Below are 14,849 nucleotides of genomic sequence, written 5' to 3' on the forward strand. Positions count from 1 at the left end.
CGGCCTAGCCGGGAAAATAGGAGGTTTATGGAAACACAAGAGCGCAAGCCCAGGAGAAGGCGCAAGAAACGCCCGCAAGAGGCCCCGGTGGCCCTAACGGGGGGCGCCCAGGACGCCGTGGAAATCGTCCCCCTAGGGGGGATGGGGGAGATCGGCAAGAACATCACCGCCTTTCGCTTCCGCGACGAGATCTTTGTCCTAGACGGGGGGCTGGCCTTTCCCGACGAGGGGATGCCCGGGGTGGACCTCCTCATCCCCCGGGTGGACTACCTGGTGGAAAACCGCCACCGCATCAAGGCCTGGGTCCTCACCCACGGCCACGAGGACCACATCGGGGGCCTCCCCTTCATCCTGCCCATGGTCTTCGGCAAGGAAAGCCCCGTGCCCATCTACGGGGCCAGGCTCACCCTGGGGCTACTAAAGGGCAAACTGGAAGAGTTTGGCCTGAGGCCCGGCGCCTTCAACCTGAAGGAGGTCTCCCCCGATGACCGCATCCAGGTGGGGCGGTATTTCACCCTGGACCTCTTCCGCATGACCCACTCCATCCCCGACAACTCCGGGGTGGTGATCCGCACCCCCATCGGCACCATCGTGCACACCGGGGACTTCAAGCTGGACGCCACCCCCATAGACGGTAAACTCTCCCACCTGGCCAAGGTGGCCCAGGCGGGGGCGGAAGGGGTCTTGCTCCTCATCGCCGACTCCACCAACGCCGAGCGCCCCGGTTACACCCCGAGCGAGATGGAGATCGCCAAGGAGCTGGACCGGGTCATCGGCCGGGCCCCGGGCAGGGTCTTCGTCACCACCTTCGCCAGCCACATCCATCGCATCCAGGCGGTGATCTGGGCGGCGGAGAAGTACGGGCGCAAGGTGGCCATGGAGGGGCGGAGCATGGTGCGGTTCAGCCGCATCGCCATGGAGCTGGGCTACCTCAAGGTGAAGGACCGCCTCTACACCCTCGAGGAGGTCAAGGACCTCCCCGACCACCAGGTGCTGATCCTGGCCACGGGAAGCCAGGGGCAGCCCATGTCCGTCCTCCACCGCCTGGCCTTTGAAGGCCACGCCAAGATGGCCATCAAGCCCGGGGACACGGTGATCCTCTCCAGTAGCCCCATCCCCGGCAACGAGGAGGCGGTGAACCGGGTCATCAACCGGCTCTACGCCCTGGGGGCTTACGTCCTCTACCCCCCTACCTACAAGGTTCACGCCTCGGGGCACGCCTCCCAGGAGGAGCTGAAGCTGATCCTGAACCTCACCACCCCCCGTTTCTTCCTCCCTTGGCACGGGGAGGTGCGCCACCAGACCAACTTCAAGTGGCTGGCGGAGTCCATGAGCCGTCCCCCGGAGAAAACCCTCATCGGGGAGAACGGGGCCATTTACCGCTTAACCCGGGACACCTTTGAGAAGGTGGGCCAGGTGCCCTCCGGGGTCCTCTATGTGGACGGCCTGGGGGTTGGGGACATCACCGAGGAGATCCTGGCCGACCGCCAGCACATGGCCGAGGAGGGAATCGTGGTCATCACCGCCTTAGCGAGCCAGGACCCGGTGGTGGAGGTGGTGTCCCGGGGGTTTGTCAAGGCCGGGGAGCGGCTCTTGGGCGAGGTGAAGCGCATGGCCCTCGAGGCCCTGCAAAACGGGGTGCGGGAGAAGAAGACCCTGGAACGCATCCGGGACGACATCTACTTCCCGGTGAAAAAGTTCCTGAAGAAGGCCACGGGCCGGGATCCCATGATCCTTCCCGTGGTCATCGAGGGGTGAATCATGTACCGAAGCCTTCTTCTTCCCACAGATGGAAGCCCGGCCGCCGAAGCTGGGGTAAAGGAGGGGCTCCGCCTGGCCAAGGCCCTGGGGGCCCGGGTGGCCTTTCTCTACGTGCTGGAGCCCGTAGGGCCCAGGCTTTTCCTGGGCCCGGAAACCCTTCCCTACTACCAGGCCCTGGTGGAGGACATGCGGAAAGAGGGCATGGCCGCCTTGGACCGGGCCACCCGCATGGCGGAGGAGCTCGGGGTGGGATTTGAGGCCCATCTCCTCGAGGGGCGGGCGGCGGAGGTCATCCTTAAGGAGGCGGGAAAGCACGATCTTTTGGTGATGGCCACCCACGGACGGACGGGGTTGGATGCCGTGCTTTTGGGTAGCGTGACCCAGGAGGTGGTCCGCAGAAGCTCCAAACCGGTCCTGGTAGTCCCCTACCGCACCAGCGGAAGCGAAGCCGCAAGCAGGTAAAGGGCCACGATGGCCCAGGAATCGTAGGCCAGGACCCATAGCTTTCTCAGGCTCTGGTACATGAGCCCGGTGAGCACCGTCCCTGCCATACCCAAAAGCACCAGGACGCTCAGCAGATGGCTTCCCCCCACCTGGATCAGCAGCGGGCCAGGCGCCAGGACATCCGCGTAGGAGAGCAGAAAGCTGTTAAACATCACGCTCCCCACCACGTTGCCCAGGGCCAAGTCCACCGCCCCCAGGCGGGCAGCCGCCAGGGTCACCGTGGCCTCAGGCAAGGTGGTGACCAACCCCACCAAGAAGGTGCCCACCCAGGCCTGGCCCAGCCCGGTTTCCCGGGCTAGGGCCTCGGCCAAATCCGGAAGCAAGACCGCCGCCCCCACCAAAACCCCAGCCCCCAGGAGGTAGCGCCCCAAGGCACTTCTCAAAGGAATTTGGGCGTAGGCCTCCTCCTCGAGGACCTCATCGTGGGGGAAACGCCTGGCGTAGCGAAAGGAAAGCCACAGGGCCAAAAGGTACAGGGGAAAAAGCCCCAGGGCAAACCATCCGACTCGCCCCAGACCCCGCTCTGCCAAAAGGCCAAGCCCTGCCACCGCCAACAGGAGGACCACGAGTCCCAGGCTCAAGGCGTGCCCCTGGCTGGCCCGGACGGTGAGGGGACGGGGATGGACGGCATCCAGCACCGTGAGCAGAAGAAAGTTGACCATGCTGGCCCCAAGGAGGTTCCCCACGGCGATATCGGGGAGGCCCTGAAGGGCAGCGCTGGTGACGTTGAAGAGTTCGGGGAGGCTGGTGGTGATACCCACCAGGAAAAGCCCCATAAAGGTGCGGCCGAGGCCGGTCTTTTCCGATAGCACATCCCCGTAAAAGGCCACCTGCCGCCCAGCCAGGAGGATGACCAAGGCCACCGCCAAGAAGGCCAGCCAGGTCATAGCTGGGACTGAAGCAGGCGGAGCAGGTCAAACCGGGTGATGATCCCCAGAGGCTTACCCTCCCCATCCACCACGGGAACGTGGTTGATGTCGTAGGCCAGCATGAGCTCCAAGACGCGGGAAAGCGGTTCCTCCGGCCCCACGGCGTGCACCGGGCTGCTCATGATCTCCTCTATCCGGGTACTCTTGGCCTCCGCCAAAACTGCTTCCAGGCCGTCAGAACCCAGGAAGCGACCCAGAAGCATGGGGGCCCGAAAGGTGGAAAAGGGCACGCCCCGTTCCTTAAGGAAATCGCTTTCCGTCACAATGCCCACCAAGCGGCCCTCTTTGTCCACCACCAGCACGCTCCCGATTCCTTTCCCCAACATCAGCTGGGCCACCTCCGCCAGGGAGGTATCCGGAAGCACACTCACCACTGGGCTGGTCATGGCGTCCTTGGCCTTCATCTCTTAACCTCCTTCCGCCATACTAACCGGTCTATTCCTTCAGCCATGAGCCAGGCAAGGAGAGCCATACCCAAGGCCAGCCCCCAGATCCATGCGGGCACCGGAACGGCTTCCAAAACTCCCGGGGCCAGGGTGCCCAGCAGGAGCTGAATGACGATGCCCAAAGCCACAGCCCCGTGCAAATACGGGTTGGGCAGGGGCATCAGGTGGGTGTGCCGAGCAGCGTAAGCGAAGAAGAGCTGGCCCAGGGTCATGAAGTGGAAAGTGGCGGTACGCGCCACCTCGGCGGCACCCAAAGGGGCTTGGATCCGCCCCCATCCCGGCAGAAGGGCCAAGAGCGACAAGGCAAAGGCGGCCTTGATGGTTCCCGTGAGGAGGATGAACCGCAAGGAGGGAGCGTCCAAAAGGGGGCTGTCCTTGGGCCTGGGCGGCCGCTCCAATACCCCGGGATTACGGTCCAGGGCCAAGGCAAGGGCGGGAAGGCCATCGGTCACCAGGTTGATCCAGAGAATCTGCACCGCGGTGAGGGGAAGAAGCAGGTACCCAGCCTCGTCCCTGAGGTTGAGGAGAGCGGCAAACACCATGCCCAAGGCCACCACCAAGACCTCAGAGAGGTTAGTGGAGAAGAGGAAGCGAATGAACTTCTGGATGTTCTCGTAGGTGCTTCGCCCCTCCTCAATGGCCGCCACGATGGTGGCGAAGTTGTCGTCCATAAGGACCAGGTCCGCCACCTCCCGGCTCACGTCTGAGCCCCGCTGGCCCATGGCCACCCCCACGTCCGCCCGCTTCAGGGCCGGGGCATCGTTCACCCCATCCCCGGTCATGGCCACTACCTCTCCAGCCTTCTGGAAAGCCTCCACGATTCTCAGCTTGTCTTCCGGCTTGACCCGGGCAAAGACGTCTACCTCAAGAAGCTCCTCATCGGAGAGCTCCCCTATCTCCTCCCCGGTGGCCACCACCTCAGCGGGAATGCCCACCTTACGGGCGATGGCCAAGGCAGTGGCCGGATGGTCCCCCGTCACCATCACCACCCTGACCCCCGCCTTCAAAACCTGGGCCACCGCCTCCGGCACCTCCGGGCGGGGCGGATCCAGGAGGAGGACAAAGCCAAGAAAACTTAACTCCTCTTCCTTCTCACCCTCACCATGGGCTAGGGCCAGCACCCGAAAGCCCTCCTTTGCATAGGCTTCCGCCTGTTCCAAAAGGGAAGCCTTGTCCTCTTGGCTTAGAGCAAGGCGAGGGATAAGGGCCTCGGGAGCCCCTTTGAGGAAGCTACCCTGGGGCGTGGTAACCCGCATGTACTTCCAAGCGCTGTCAAAGGGTCTTTCGGAAAGCCTGGGGTTTTCTTGGCGGACCCGCCTCACGTCCAGGTGCTCCGCTGCATAACGCAAAAGGCCTATCTCCAAGGGGTCCCCCGCCCCGGTTTCCAGGTCGGCGTCGTTGCAAAGGACCATGGCCAGGAGGGCTCCATGGGGGTCCGGCCCGACCACCTTTTGCACCTCCATGCGGTTCTCCGTGAGGGTACCCGTCTTGTCGGTGGCAATAACGGTGACGCTCCCCAAGGCCTCCACCGCAGCAAGGCGCCGCACCACCGCCTTGCGGCGGGCCATCCGCTCTACCCCCAGGGCCAAGGCCAGGTTGAGGACCGCAGGAAGCCCCTCAGGCACCGCCGCCACCGCCAGGGCCACGGCGAAGAGGAGGACCTTGCCGGAAAGGCCCTCCACCAGAAAGCCCAGAACCACCAGGGCCGCGGCGAGGACCAGCACCCAGCGAGCCACCCGATGGCCAAAGGCCTCGAGGCGCCGCTCCAGCGGGGTCTTTTCCTCCTCCATCTCCGAAAGAAGCCCCGCGATGCGGCCCATGGCGCTCCTTAGGCCGGTACGGCTTACCTCCATTAGGGCCCTTCCCCGCACCAACAGGGTGCCGGAAAAGACCTCGTCCCCTACCCTCTTCTCCACCGGAACGCTTTCCCCGGTAAGGAGGCTTTCATCCACCAAGACCCCGCTGGCCTCCAGGAGCACCCCATCTGCCGGTATGCGGTCCCCTGCCTCCAGGCGCACCACATCCCCGGGCACGATCTCCCGGCTGGGGAGGTGCTGGAAGCGACCATCTCGGAGGACCCAGGCCATGGGCTCCGCCAGGGCCTCAAGGCGCCTTAGGGCCTCCTCCGAACGCTTTTCCTGCAGGGTTCCGAGCCCGGCATTGAGAAGCAGGATGGCCAGTATGGCCAAAGACTCTAGGGGAAGGCCATGGGTTCCCTCGTAAAGCCAAAGCCCCAGGTCCACCAGGAGGGCAAACAACAGGATGTAGATGAGGGGGCTCTGAAACTGGCGCAGGAACTTGCGCCAAAGGGGCTCGGGCGGCTTCTTTGGAAGGGCATTGGGACCGTACTCCGCCAAGCGCCTTTGTGCCTCCTCTGAGGTAAGCCCCCGCATGGTGCGGATTATACCAAGGCCCGAAGGGGCTTATTGTCCTCCCCGGACTCTTACGCTAAGATAACCGCATGTTGCAGTATCCCGAGCTTCCCTTGGAAAGCCCCCTTATCGATGCCGAGCTCCCCGACCCCAGGGGAGGACGCTACCGGCTTTCCCAGTTCCAGGAACCCCTCTTGGCCGTGATCTTCATGTGCAACCACTGCCCCTACGTGAAGGGCTCCATCCAGGAGATCGTGAGCCTGGCGGAGAAGTACCGGGGCCGGGTAGCCTTCGTGGGCATCAACCCCAACGATTACGGGAAGTATCCCGAGGACAGCCCCGAGGGCATGGTGGCCTTCGCCAAGGAGCACGGCATCTTCTTCCCCTACCTCTTGGACGAAAGCCAGGAGGTGGCCAAGGCCTACAAGGCCCTGAGGACCCCCGAGGTCTTCCTCTTTGACGAAAGGAGGCTCCTCCGCTACCACGGCCGGGTGAACGACAGCCCCAAGGACCCCACCAAGGTGCAAAGCCACGACCTCGAGGCGGCCATAGAAGCCCTCCTCCAGGGCCAAAACCCTCCCCTCGCCGAGGCCCCCGCCATTGGGTGCACCATCAAGTGGAAGCCGGGCAACGAGCCCGAGGTGAAGGTGGGCTAAGACCTCTTTAAAATGGGGCGGGCGCCCTGCGTCCAAGGAGGTTATATGCGCGTTCTGGTCACAGGCGGTGCCGGCTTCATCGGCAGCCACATCGTGGAAAGCCTATGGAAAGAAGGGGTGGAGGTGGCGGTCCTGGACAACCTGGCCACGGGCAAGCGGGAAAACGTGCCCCAGGGGATTTACTTCTACAAGGTGGACCTTAGGGACAAAGAGGGGCTTGAACGGGTCTTCCGCGAGTTCCGCCCCACCCACGTTTCTCACCAAGCCGCCCAAGCCTCGGTGAAGGTCAGCGTGGAAAACCCCCTTTTGGACTTTGAGGTGAACCTCATGGGGGGGCTAAACCTCCTCGAGGCCTGCCGCAAGTGGGGGGTGGAGAAGCTGGTCTTCGCCTCCACGGGCGGAGCCATTTACGGGGAGGTTCCGGAAGGGGAAAGCGCCGAGGAAACCTGGCCCCCTAGGCCCAAAAGCCCCTACGCCGCCAGCAAGGCCAGCTTTGAACACTACCTTTCCGCCTACGGCCAAAACTACGGCCTCAAGTGGGTAGCCCTGCGCTACGCCAACGTCTACGGGCCCCGCCAAGACCCCCACGGGGAGGCCGGGGTGGTGGCCATCTTCGCCGAAAGGGTCTTGAAGGGAGAGCCCGTCACCCTCTACGCCCGCAAGACCCCCGGGGACGAAGGGTGCGTGCGGGACTACATCTACGTGGAGGACGTGGTGCGGGCCCACCACCTGGCCCTAAGGGGCCTGGAAGGGGTCTACAACGTGGGCACCGGGGAAGGCCACACCACCAAGGAGGTCCTGGAGGCCGTGGCCGAGGCCGTAGGGAAAACGCCCGAGGTGAAGGCTGCCCCCCCGCGCCCAGGGGATTTGGAGCGGAGCGTCCTCTCCCCCCTAAAGCTCATGGCCCACGGCTGGCGGCCCGAGGTGGGCTTTAGGGAGGGCATCCGGCGCACGGTGGCGTATTTCCGGAAGGATTAACCCACCGCCCGCCCCCATCCAAGGCCCACGAGCGCTTAGCCCCAGGCCCGTGGTTGCCGCGGGTTCGCTCCCCTACCCACTTCCCGGAAAGCGGGGGTTTTCTGGGGAGGCCTCAAGGGCGCTTGGGGGCGGGGTGTTTACGCTCTTGCCCCCCTTCTGGTAGGCGGGAAAAGGGGAAAGCGCGCCCTCGGGGAACCCGGCTCTTCCCGGCCACCCGCGCCTTGGCCGAGCGGATTCTCGCCTACCCCTCTTGGTCCTTGGGCTTAGGCCCCTCCTCCCCAAGACCCTCCGGGTCCTCCGTGAGGAGGCGCCGGCGGGCCAGGCGCACCCTGGCCCGCAGGGCGGCTAGGGCCTTCCGGTCCTCCCGAAGCCGCTTCTTGGCCCTCTTTAGGGCTTCCTCCCGCGCCTTCGGGCCCACGCCCCCCAGGACCTCCCGCCGGGCGAAGAAGGCCTCGAGGCCCATCCAGGCCACAAGCTCCTCCCGCTCCACCCCCAAGAGCTCGGGCCGCACCCCCGGCAGGGCGCCCCGCACCCGCCGGTAGGCCTCGGGGAGGGGCACACCCCTGCGCACCAAGAAGTCCACCGCCTCCGAGGCCAAAACCTCCGGGGAAAGGGCCTCGAGGAGAAGAGCCGGCTCAAAACGGCTCTCCTCCAAGGCTACCCGGGTGAGCGCTAGCGCCGCCTCCGCCTCGGCCAAGAGGCTGGCTAGGGGCTCCAGGACCCCCGTGGAGTGGTCGTTGAGGTCCGTGAAGGGGGTATTGTGGTTGAGGTAGGCCAAAACCCCAGCCCCGCCCACCAGGCTCCCCGCCCGGATGCGGGCGTGCTCCAGCACCACCGGGTTCCGCTTTTGCGGCATGAAGCTGGAGCCTTGGGCGAGGCTTTCCCCTACCACGAAGGCGCCCCGGGCCGCCCAGGCCAAGAGGTCGGTGAGGAGGCGGGAAAGGCTCGTACCCAAGCCCGCCAGGGCAAAGGCTAGCTCCAAGGCGTAATCCCCGGCGGCCACGGCGTCCAGGGTGTGCTCCACGGGCCCCTGGAAGCCCAAGAGGTGGGCGAGGCGCACGCGGTCCACGGGGTAGGGGCTTCCCGCCAAGGCGCTTGCCCCCAAGGGCGAACGGTCCAGGGTGGAAAGGGCCTGGACAAGCCTCCGGTAGTCCCGCTCCAAAAGGGCCTCCACCCCAAGGAGGTAGTGGTCCAGGGTAGAGGGCTGGGCCGGCTGGTGGTGGGTGGCAAGGACGAGGGGCACGCCAAAATGAGCCTCCGCAAGGCGCAAAAGGGCATGCCTTAAGCGCAGAAAGTCCCCAAGAAGCCCAAGGACCTGGTCCTTTAAGTAGGCGCGGAAGACGGTGAGGTCCAGATCGTTTCGGGAGAGGCCGCGGCGCACCGCCCCCGCCACCTCCTCCCCCCAGTGCTCGGAAAGCTGGAGCTGAATGGAAAAAAAGACGTCCTCCACCTCCCCCGTGAAGCTGGGAAGGGGCAGGGTCCGAAGCTCCCTTAAGGCGAACACCGCCTCCTTAGCCTTTGGGATTCCCAGGCGGGCGAGCTCCAGGGCATAGGCGGTGAGGGCGTCAAAGAAGTGGGGCACCAGGCGCTCCCGGGCGAAGCGGTAGTGGGGGGCCAGGACGAAGCGGCGGTACACCCCGTGCCAGCGCATGCCCCCATCCTAAGACCGTTGACGGGGAGAAGGCCCCGTGTTATGTTGACCGCAAGCAAAGCCGGAAGGAGGCGAACATGAAGCGCAGGGAATTTTTGCGGAAAGTGGGCGTGGGTTCCATGGTGGCCCTGGGCATGCCCTACATCGCCCTAGCCCAGGCCAGGCCGGTGAAGCTCGCCACCCTCTTGCCCCTCACGGGGCCCTTTGCCTTCGCCGGGAACGCCGGACGGGAAGGATTTGTGGACGGGGTGGACTACGTGAACGAAGTCCTAGGCGGCATCGGTGGCCGTAAACTCGAGCTCATCGTGGAGGACACGGGCTACGACGTGGCCAAGGGCACCGCCGCCTTTAACCGGGTCCTTTCCCGGGAAAGGCCCGACGAGCTCCTTTTCGTCTACGGGGACTCCACCGGGCTTTCCAAGGCCCTGGCCCCCGAGATCGCCCGTTTGGGCCTCCCCTACTCCGCCACCAGCTTCGCCAACGAGCTCGCCGACCCCAAGACCTACCCCACCATCTTCGTTTTCGGCCCCACCTACAACGACATGATGGAGGCCCTCCTGCGCCAAATCCGCTTGGAGAAGGCCCGGGCCCGCATCGCCCTCGTCTACTCCAACACGGAGTTCGGCCGCGACCCCATTCCCTACGTGAAGGAACGGGCCAAGGCCTTGGGGATGGAGGTGGTGCACGAGGAGGTGACCCCCCCCGCCTTCACCGACGCCACCCCCGTGGTGCTCAACCTGCGGCGGGCCAACCCCGACTACGTGATCCTGCAGGGCTACGCCCTCTCCGTAGAACCCCTCATCCTGCGCACCGCCCGGGAGCAGGGCCTGCAAGCCCGGTTTATGGGCACGTACTACTCGGCGGAGCTCGCCCTCATCCAGCGGGCAGGCCCAGCGGCGGAGGGTTTCACCGTCACCTACCACAACGCCTACTGGTACGACACCCTGGTGCCCGCCGTGGACGAAATGCGCAAGTTCCGCCAGCGCAAGGGGCGGGACACCTCCTACCGTCCCACCTACTACATGGGCAGCCTCGCCGTGGCCCTGGCCGTGGCCGAGGCCATGCGCCGGGCAGCGGCGGCGGGGAAGCTCACCCGGGCCGGGGTGGTGGAGTACCTGGAAAAGCTCGGGGACTATAACGGCCTGGGCCTACAGCGGAGCTACCAGTTCGTCAACCACCGCCTGCCCTACACCAAGCTCTACCGGGCGAGCGTGCGGGAGGGACGCTTCAACGCCATCACCGACTGGATCAAGCTGGCCTAAAGGCCTCTGGCCCACCTCCGTGGAGGACCCGTGTCCGACCTCCTGCCCTACCTCATCGGCGGCCTGGCCAACGGAGCCCTTTACGGCCTCTTGGCCCTCGGCTTTGTCCTGGTTTACCGGGCCACCAGCGTGGTGAACTTCGCCATAGGGGAGTTCCTGCTGGTGGGGGCCTACCTCACCTACACCTTCGCCCTCTTCCTGCCCCTCCCCTTGGCCATCCTGGCCGCCTTGCCCCTCGCCTTCCTCTTCGGGATCTTGGTGGAGGGGGGTTTCGTACGGCCCCTATTGGGCCGGAACGTGGTGGCGGTCATCATGGCCACCATCGGCTTGGCGGCAGCCCTGGACGGGGGCGTCCAACTCCTTTGGGGGCCGGACCTCAAGTACTTGACGGGAAGCCTGCCGGACCTGGGGTTCCAAGCGGGGAGCGTGTTCGTATCCTCCCGGGCGGTGTGGAACCTCCTTTTGGCCCTCCCCCTGGGCCTAGGCCTTCTCTGGCTTCTAAGGCGGAGCAAATACGGCATCCTGGTGCGGGCCATCTCCGAGCGGGAGGTGGCCGCCCTAGCCCTCGGCATCCCCACCGCCCGCATCCTGGCCGGGGTCTGGGGGGTTTCCGCCCTCCTCGCCACCCTGGCGGGAGCCCTCTTGGCGGTGGCGAGCGGGGTGGGGCACAACCTGGTCTTCTTCGGTATGAAGGTCTTCCCCGTGGCCATCCTGGGAGGGCTGGACTCCGTGGGCGGGGCGCTTTTGGCCGGGTTCTTGCTAGGCGTCCTAGAGGCCGTTTCCCAACGCTACCTGGAGCCCATCCTCCCCGGCTTCACCGAGGCCTTGCCCTTCTTGGTGGTCCTTCTGGTGCTCTTGGTGAGGCCTTACGGGTTACTGGGCGAGCGGCAGATTGAGAGGGTGTGATGCTTTCCGTGGAGAACCTCAAGGTGGTCTACCGTGGGGTGATCCTGGCCCTGGACGGGGTTTCCCTGGAGGTAAGGGAAGGAGAGGCGGTGGCGCTTCTGGGCCCTAACGGGGCGGGAAAAAGCTCCTTGGTGCGCGCTTTAGCCGGGCTTCTACCCAAGTTTGAGGGGCGGGTCTTGGACGGGCACATCCGCTTCCTCGGCCAGGACACCACCCACCTGGACCCCGTGCGCCTTTCCCAGATGGGCCTCACGGCCGTGTTGGAGGGTAGGCCCCTTTTCCGTTACCTCACGCCCCTAGAAAACCTGGTGGCGGCGGGCCACCGCCTTTCCCCTAGAGAGCTTAAGGAGGGCATGGACGAGGTCTTCGCCCGCTTCCCCCGCCTCTTTGAGCGCCGCCACGAGCAGGCGGGCTACCTGTCGGGAGGGGAGCAGCAGATGCTCCTTTTGGGCATGGCCCTCCTCACCCGCCCTAGGCTTCTCGTGGTGGACGAGCCTTCCTTGGGCCTGGCCCCGAAGCTGGTGGAGGAGGTGATGCAAACCCTGAATGCCCTCAGGCACGAAAAGGGGCTAAGCCTCCTTCTCGTGGAGCAAAACGCCCGGGCCGCCCTGGCTATCGTGGACCGGGTCTATGTGTTGGAGCGGGGCCGGGTGGTCTTTGAGGGAGATGCGAAGGCGGCCATGGAGGACCAGGACGTGATGGAGTTTTACCTGGGCAAGGAGGAGGTGGGCTTCCGGCAGGCCCGCCGCTACCGCCGGCGGAAGAGGTGGGTGTGATGGGGGTGATCCTCGAGGCCGAGAACCTGCACCTTTCCTTTAAGGGGGTGAAGGCCCTGGCCGGGGTAACGTTCAGCGTGACCGAGGGCGAGTTCTTCGCCGTCATCGGCCCCAACGGGGCGGGCAAGACCACGCTCCTAAACGTCCTTTCTGGGGTGTACGAACCGGAAAAGGGAGAGGTGGTCTTCCTCGGGCAAAACCTCAAGGGGAAAAGCCCCCAGGAAAGGGCCCGCATGGGCCTGGGCCGCACCTTCCAAGGACTAGAGATTTTCCGGGGCATGAGCGTCCTGGACAACGTCAAACTGGGAGCCGAGTTGGCCCTGGCCAGCTACCCCTTGGGCCTCCCCCAAGCGGCGAGGGAGTGGCGGCTTAGGGCCTGGGCCGAGGAGGTGTTGGACTACCTCCACCTCTCCCCCTACCGCCACGCCCCGGCGGGGATGCTCCCCTACGGCCTCCAGAAGCGGGTGGAGGTGGCCCGGGCCCTGGCGGGCCGGCCCAAGCTCCTCCTCCTGGACGAGCCCATGGCGGGGCTTGCCCTGGAGGAGAAGCAAGACCTGGCCCGCTTCCTCCTGGACGCCCGGGAGGAGTGGGGCGTCACCCTGCTTTGGGTGGAGCACGACCTGAGGGCGGTGCTGGAGCTTTCCGACCGGGTCTTGGTCCTCTCCTACGGGGAGGTCCTCTACTACGGCCCCCCGGAGGGGGTGCGCCAAGACCCCAAGGTGGTGGAGGCCTACTTGGGCCATGCCTGAGGTGCCATGGAAGGAACCCTTTTAGCACACCTGTACCGCCACGCCAAGGAGCGCCCCGAGGCCCCGGCCCTAAGAGTGAAGCGGCTTGGGGTGTGGCAGAAGACCTCCTGGCGGGAACTTTGGGAAAAGGTCTTGCGCCTGGCGGGGGGGCTCCACGCCCTGGGCCTCCGGGAAGGCGAGGTCCTCGCCATCTTAGGGCACAACGCTCCAGAGTGGGTGGAGGCGGAGCTCGCCGCCCAGGCCCTGGGCGCTTTGCCCATGGGCATCTACGCCGACGCCATGCCCGAGGAGGTGGGCTACTTTTTGCAGTTCACCGGGGCCAAGGGCATCGCGGTGTCCGACGAGGAGCAGCTGGACAAGGTCTACCCCCACCTGCACCTGGTGGACTTCGTCCTGGTGTGGGAGGAGGCGGGCATGAGCCGCCACTTCCGCGGCAAGGTGCGCCGCTTTAGCCAGGCCTTTGGCGACAAGCGTCTGGGGGAGGAGGCGGTAAGGAAGCGCCGCCCGGAGGAGGTGGCCCTCCTCGCCCCCACCTCGGGCACCACGGGGCGGAGCAAGCTGGCCATGCTCTCCCACCGCAACCTCCTGGCGGGCCACGAGGCCGTGGGCCGGGCCCTGGGCTTCCAGAAGGGGGCCTGGGTCTTCAGCTACCTCCCCTTGCCCTGGATCGGCGAGCAGATGCTCACCGTGGTCCAGGGCCTGGTGGAGGGCTCCACGGTCCACTTCCCCGAGGACCCCACCACCTTGCGGGAGGACCTCAAGGAGGTCCAGCCCGACTTCTTCCTGGCCCCCCGAGGCTTTGGGAGGACATGGCGAGCCTGATCCAAAGCCGCATGCAGGACGCCGACTTCCTGAAGGCCTTCCTTTACCGGGTGGGGATGGGCGCCTTGCTGGAAGGGGCGAGCCGGGAGTTTAGGGGCGAGCCCGTGGGCCTTTGGCTCAACCTCAAGCGGGCCCTTTTCTACCCCCTGGTGGCAAGGCCCCTAAGGGCGCGGCTGGGCCTCGCCGCCTGCCGCATCGCCGTCACCGGGGGGGCGCCTTTGGGAAACGAGGTCTTCACCTTCTTCCGCGCCCTGGGCCTGGACATCCGCCAGGTCTACGGCCAGTCGGAAACCGCCGCCGCCACCACCGCCCACACAAGCGGGGACGCCCCCCCGGAGACCGTGGGGCCTCCCTTGCCGGGCACGGAGGTGCGCCTAAGTCCGGAGGGCGAAATCCAGGTGCGGGGACCGCAGGTCTTTTTGGGCTATTTCAAGCAAGAGGAAGCCACCCGGGAAAGCTTCACTGAGGACGGCTTCTTCCGCACCGGGGACGCCGGCTTCTTTGACGAGCGGGGGCACCTGGTGATCCTCGGCCGGGTGAAGGAGGTGGGCGCCTTGGCGGACGGCACCCGCTTCGCCCCGCAGTTCCTGGAAAACCGCCTGAAGTATTCCCCCTATATCCGCGAGGCCGTGGTCCTGGGCCACGGGAAGCCCTTCGTGACCGCCTTGGTGGAGCTGGACCCCGAGAACGTGCAGAACTGGGCCCGTAGGCGGGGTATTCCCTTCACCACCTATCTTTCGCTCACAGAGCGCCCCGAGGTGCGGGCCCTCATCGCCGAGGAGATCCGCATGGTGAACAGGACCCTGCCGGAAAAGCTCCGCATCCAGCGCTTCGCCATTTTGCCCAAGGAACTTCACCCCGACGACGAGGAGATCACCCGCACCCGCAAGGTGCGCCGCCAGGTGGTGGAAAGCCGCTACGCCCCTGTGATCCAGGCCCTTTACGGGGAGGGGGGGCGGGTGGAGGTGAGCCTCCCCATCCGCTACCTCGAGGGCGAGGGGCGGCTGGAGGCGGTCCTCGAGGTCCAGGAGGTCTAA

Annotated in this window: 12 protein-coding genes and 1 pseudogene; 9 read left to right on the plus strand and 4 right to left on the minus strand. The window is 65.7% G+C overall.

Annotated features, from left to right (window positions below; genetic code table 11):
* Window positions 1-27 precede the first annotated feature (27 nt).
* Both A0O31_RS01000 and A0O31_RS01005 read left to right on the plus strand, forming a co-directional pair.
* Complete coding sequence (locus A0O31_RS01000; RefSeq protein ID WP_071676299.1) at window positions 28-1,758, plus strand: ribonuclease J; 1,731 nt, start codon at window positions 28-30, stop codon at window positions 1,756-1,758.
* Window positions 1,759-1,761: 3 nt separating this feature from the next.
* Entirely contained in the window at window positions 1,762-2,223 is a 462-nt protein-coding gene (locus tag A0O31_RS01005; RefSeq protein WP_071676300.1) for a universal stress protein, read from the plus strand.
* Here the strand turns inward: A0O31_RS01005 and A0O31_RS01010 are convergent.
* Genes A0O31_RS01010 through A0O31_RS01020 form a run of 3 tightly spaced genes read right to left on the minus strand, consistent with a single transcriptional unit; the run spans window position 2,187 to window position 6,033 of the window.
* Window positions 2,187-3,152 (minus strand): sodium:calcium antiporter, encoded by a 966-nt coding sequence (locus A0O31_RS01010; RefSeq protein WP_038030139.1) that lies wholly within the window; start codon window positions 3,150-3,152, stop codon window positions 2,187-2,189. The two genes, A0O31_RS01005 and A0O31_RS01010, sit on opposite strands and share 37 nt — an antisense overlap.
* On the minus strand, window positions 3,149-3,598 hold the full coding sequence (locus A0O31_RS01015; protein ID WP_038030137.1) for a CBS domain-containing protein: 450 nt from the start codon (window positions 3,596-3,598) through the stop codon (window positions 3,149-3,151). The genes A0O31_RS01010 and A0O31_RS01015 overlap by 4 nt, the downstream gene beginning before the upstream one ends.
* Complete coding sequence (locus tag A0O31_RS01020) at window positions 3,595-6,033, minus strand: cation-translocating P-type ATPase (protein WP_071676301.1); 2,439 nt, start codon at window positions 6,031-6,033, stop codon at window positions 3,595-3,597. Before A0O31_RS01020 ends, A0O31_RS01015 begins: the two co-directional genes overlap by 4 nt.
* Before the next feature lie 68 nt (window positions 6,034-6,101).
* Here A0O31_RS01020 and A0O31_RS01025 point away from each other — a divergent pair, with 68 nt between their 5' ends.
* Window positions 6,102-6,668, plus strand: coding sequence for a thioredoxin family protein (locus tag A0O31_RS01025; protein ID WP_071676302.1), 567 nt, complete (start codon window positions 6,102-6,104; stop codon window positions 6,666-6,668).
* Window positions 6,669-6,713: 45 nt separating this feature from the next.
* Window positions 6,714-7,646 carry an SDR family oxidoreductase gene (locus A0O31_RS01030; RefSeq protein ID WP_071676303.1) on the plus strand — a complete coding sequence of 311 codons (933 nt, stop codon included), beginning with the start codon at window positions 6,714-6,716 and terminating at the stop codon, window positions 7,644-7,646.
* 241 nt (window positions 7,647-7,887) lie between these two features.
* Here the strand turns inward: A0O31_RS01030 and A0O31_RS01035 are convergent, their stop codons facing one another.
* Window positions 7,888-9,297, minus strand: coding sequence for a lyase family protein (locus A0O31_RS01035; protein WP_071676304.1), 1,410 nt, complete (start codon window positions 9,295-9,297; stop codon window positions 7,888-7,890).
* 77 nt (window positions 9,298-9,374) lie between these two features.
* On the opposite strand from A0O31_RS01035, the gene A0O31_RS01040 reads away from it, so the two are divergent.
* The 5 genes and pseudogenes from A0O31_RS01040 (at window position 9,375) to A0O31_RS01060 (ending at window position 14,849) form a co-directional block, all read left to right on the plus strand.
* A complete protein-coding gene (locus A0O31_RS01040) occupies window positions 9,375-10,559 on the plus strand; it encodes an ABC transporter substrate-binding protein (RefSeq protein WP_071676305.1) in 1,185 nt (394 codons plus the stop codon).
* A 30-nt stretch (window positions 10,560-10,589) separates the two neighbouring features.
* Entirely contained in the window at window positions 10,590-11,465 is an 876-nt protein-coding gene (locus tag A0O31_RS01045; protein WP_071676306.1) for a branched-chain amino acid ABC transporter permease, read from the plus strand.
* A complete protein-coding gene (locus A0O31_RS01050) occupies window positions 11,465-12,241 on the plus strand; it encodes an ABC transporter ATP-binding protein (protein WP_071676307.1) in 777 nt (258 codons plus the stop codon). The genes A0O31_RS01045 and A0O31_RS01050 overlap by 1 nt, the downstream gene beginning before the upstream one ends.
* A complete protein-coding gene (locus tag A0O31_RS01055) occupies window positions 12,241-12,990 on the plus strand; it encodes an ABC transporter ATP-binding protein (RefSeq protein WP_071676308.1) in 750 nt (249 codons plus the stop codon). The genes A0O31_RS01050 and A0O31_RS01055 overlap by 1 nt, the downstream gene beginning before the upstream one ends.
* A 6-nt stretch (window positions 12,991-12,996) precedes the next feature.
* A pseudogene (locus tag A0O31_RS01060) lies at window positions 12,997-14,849 on the plus strand (AMP-binding protein).

This window comes from Thermus brockianus (assembly GCF_001880325.1).
In the GTDB taxonomy this organism is placed as follows: domain Bacteria; phylum Deinococcota; class Deinococci; order Deinococcales; family Thermaceae; genus Thermus; species Thermus brockianus.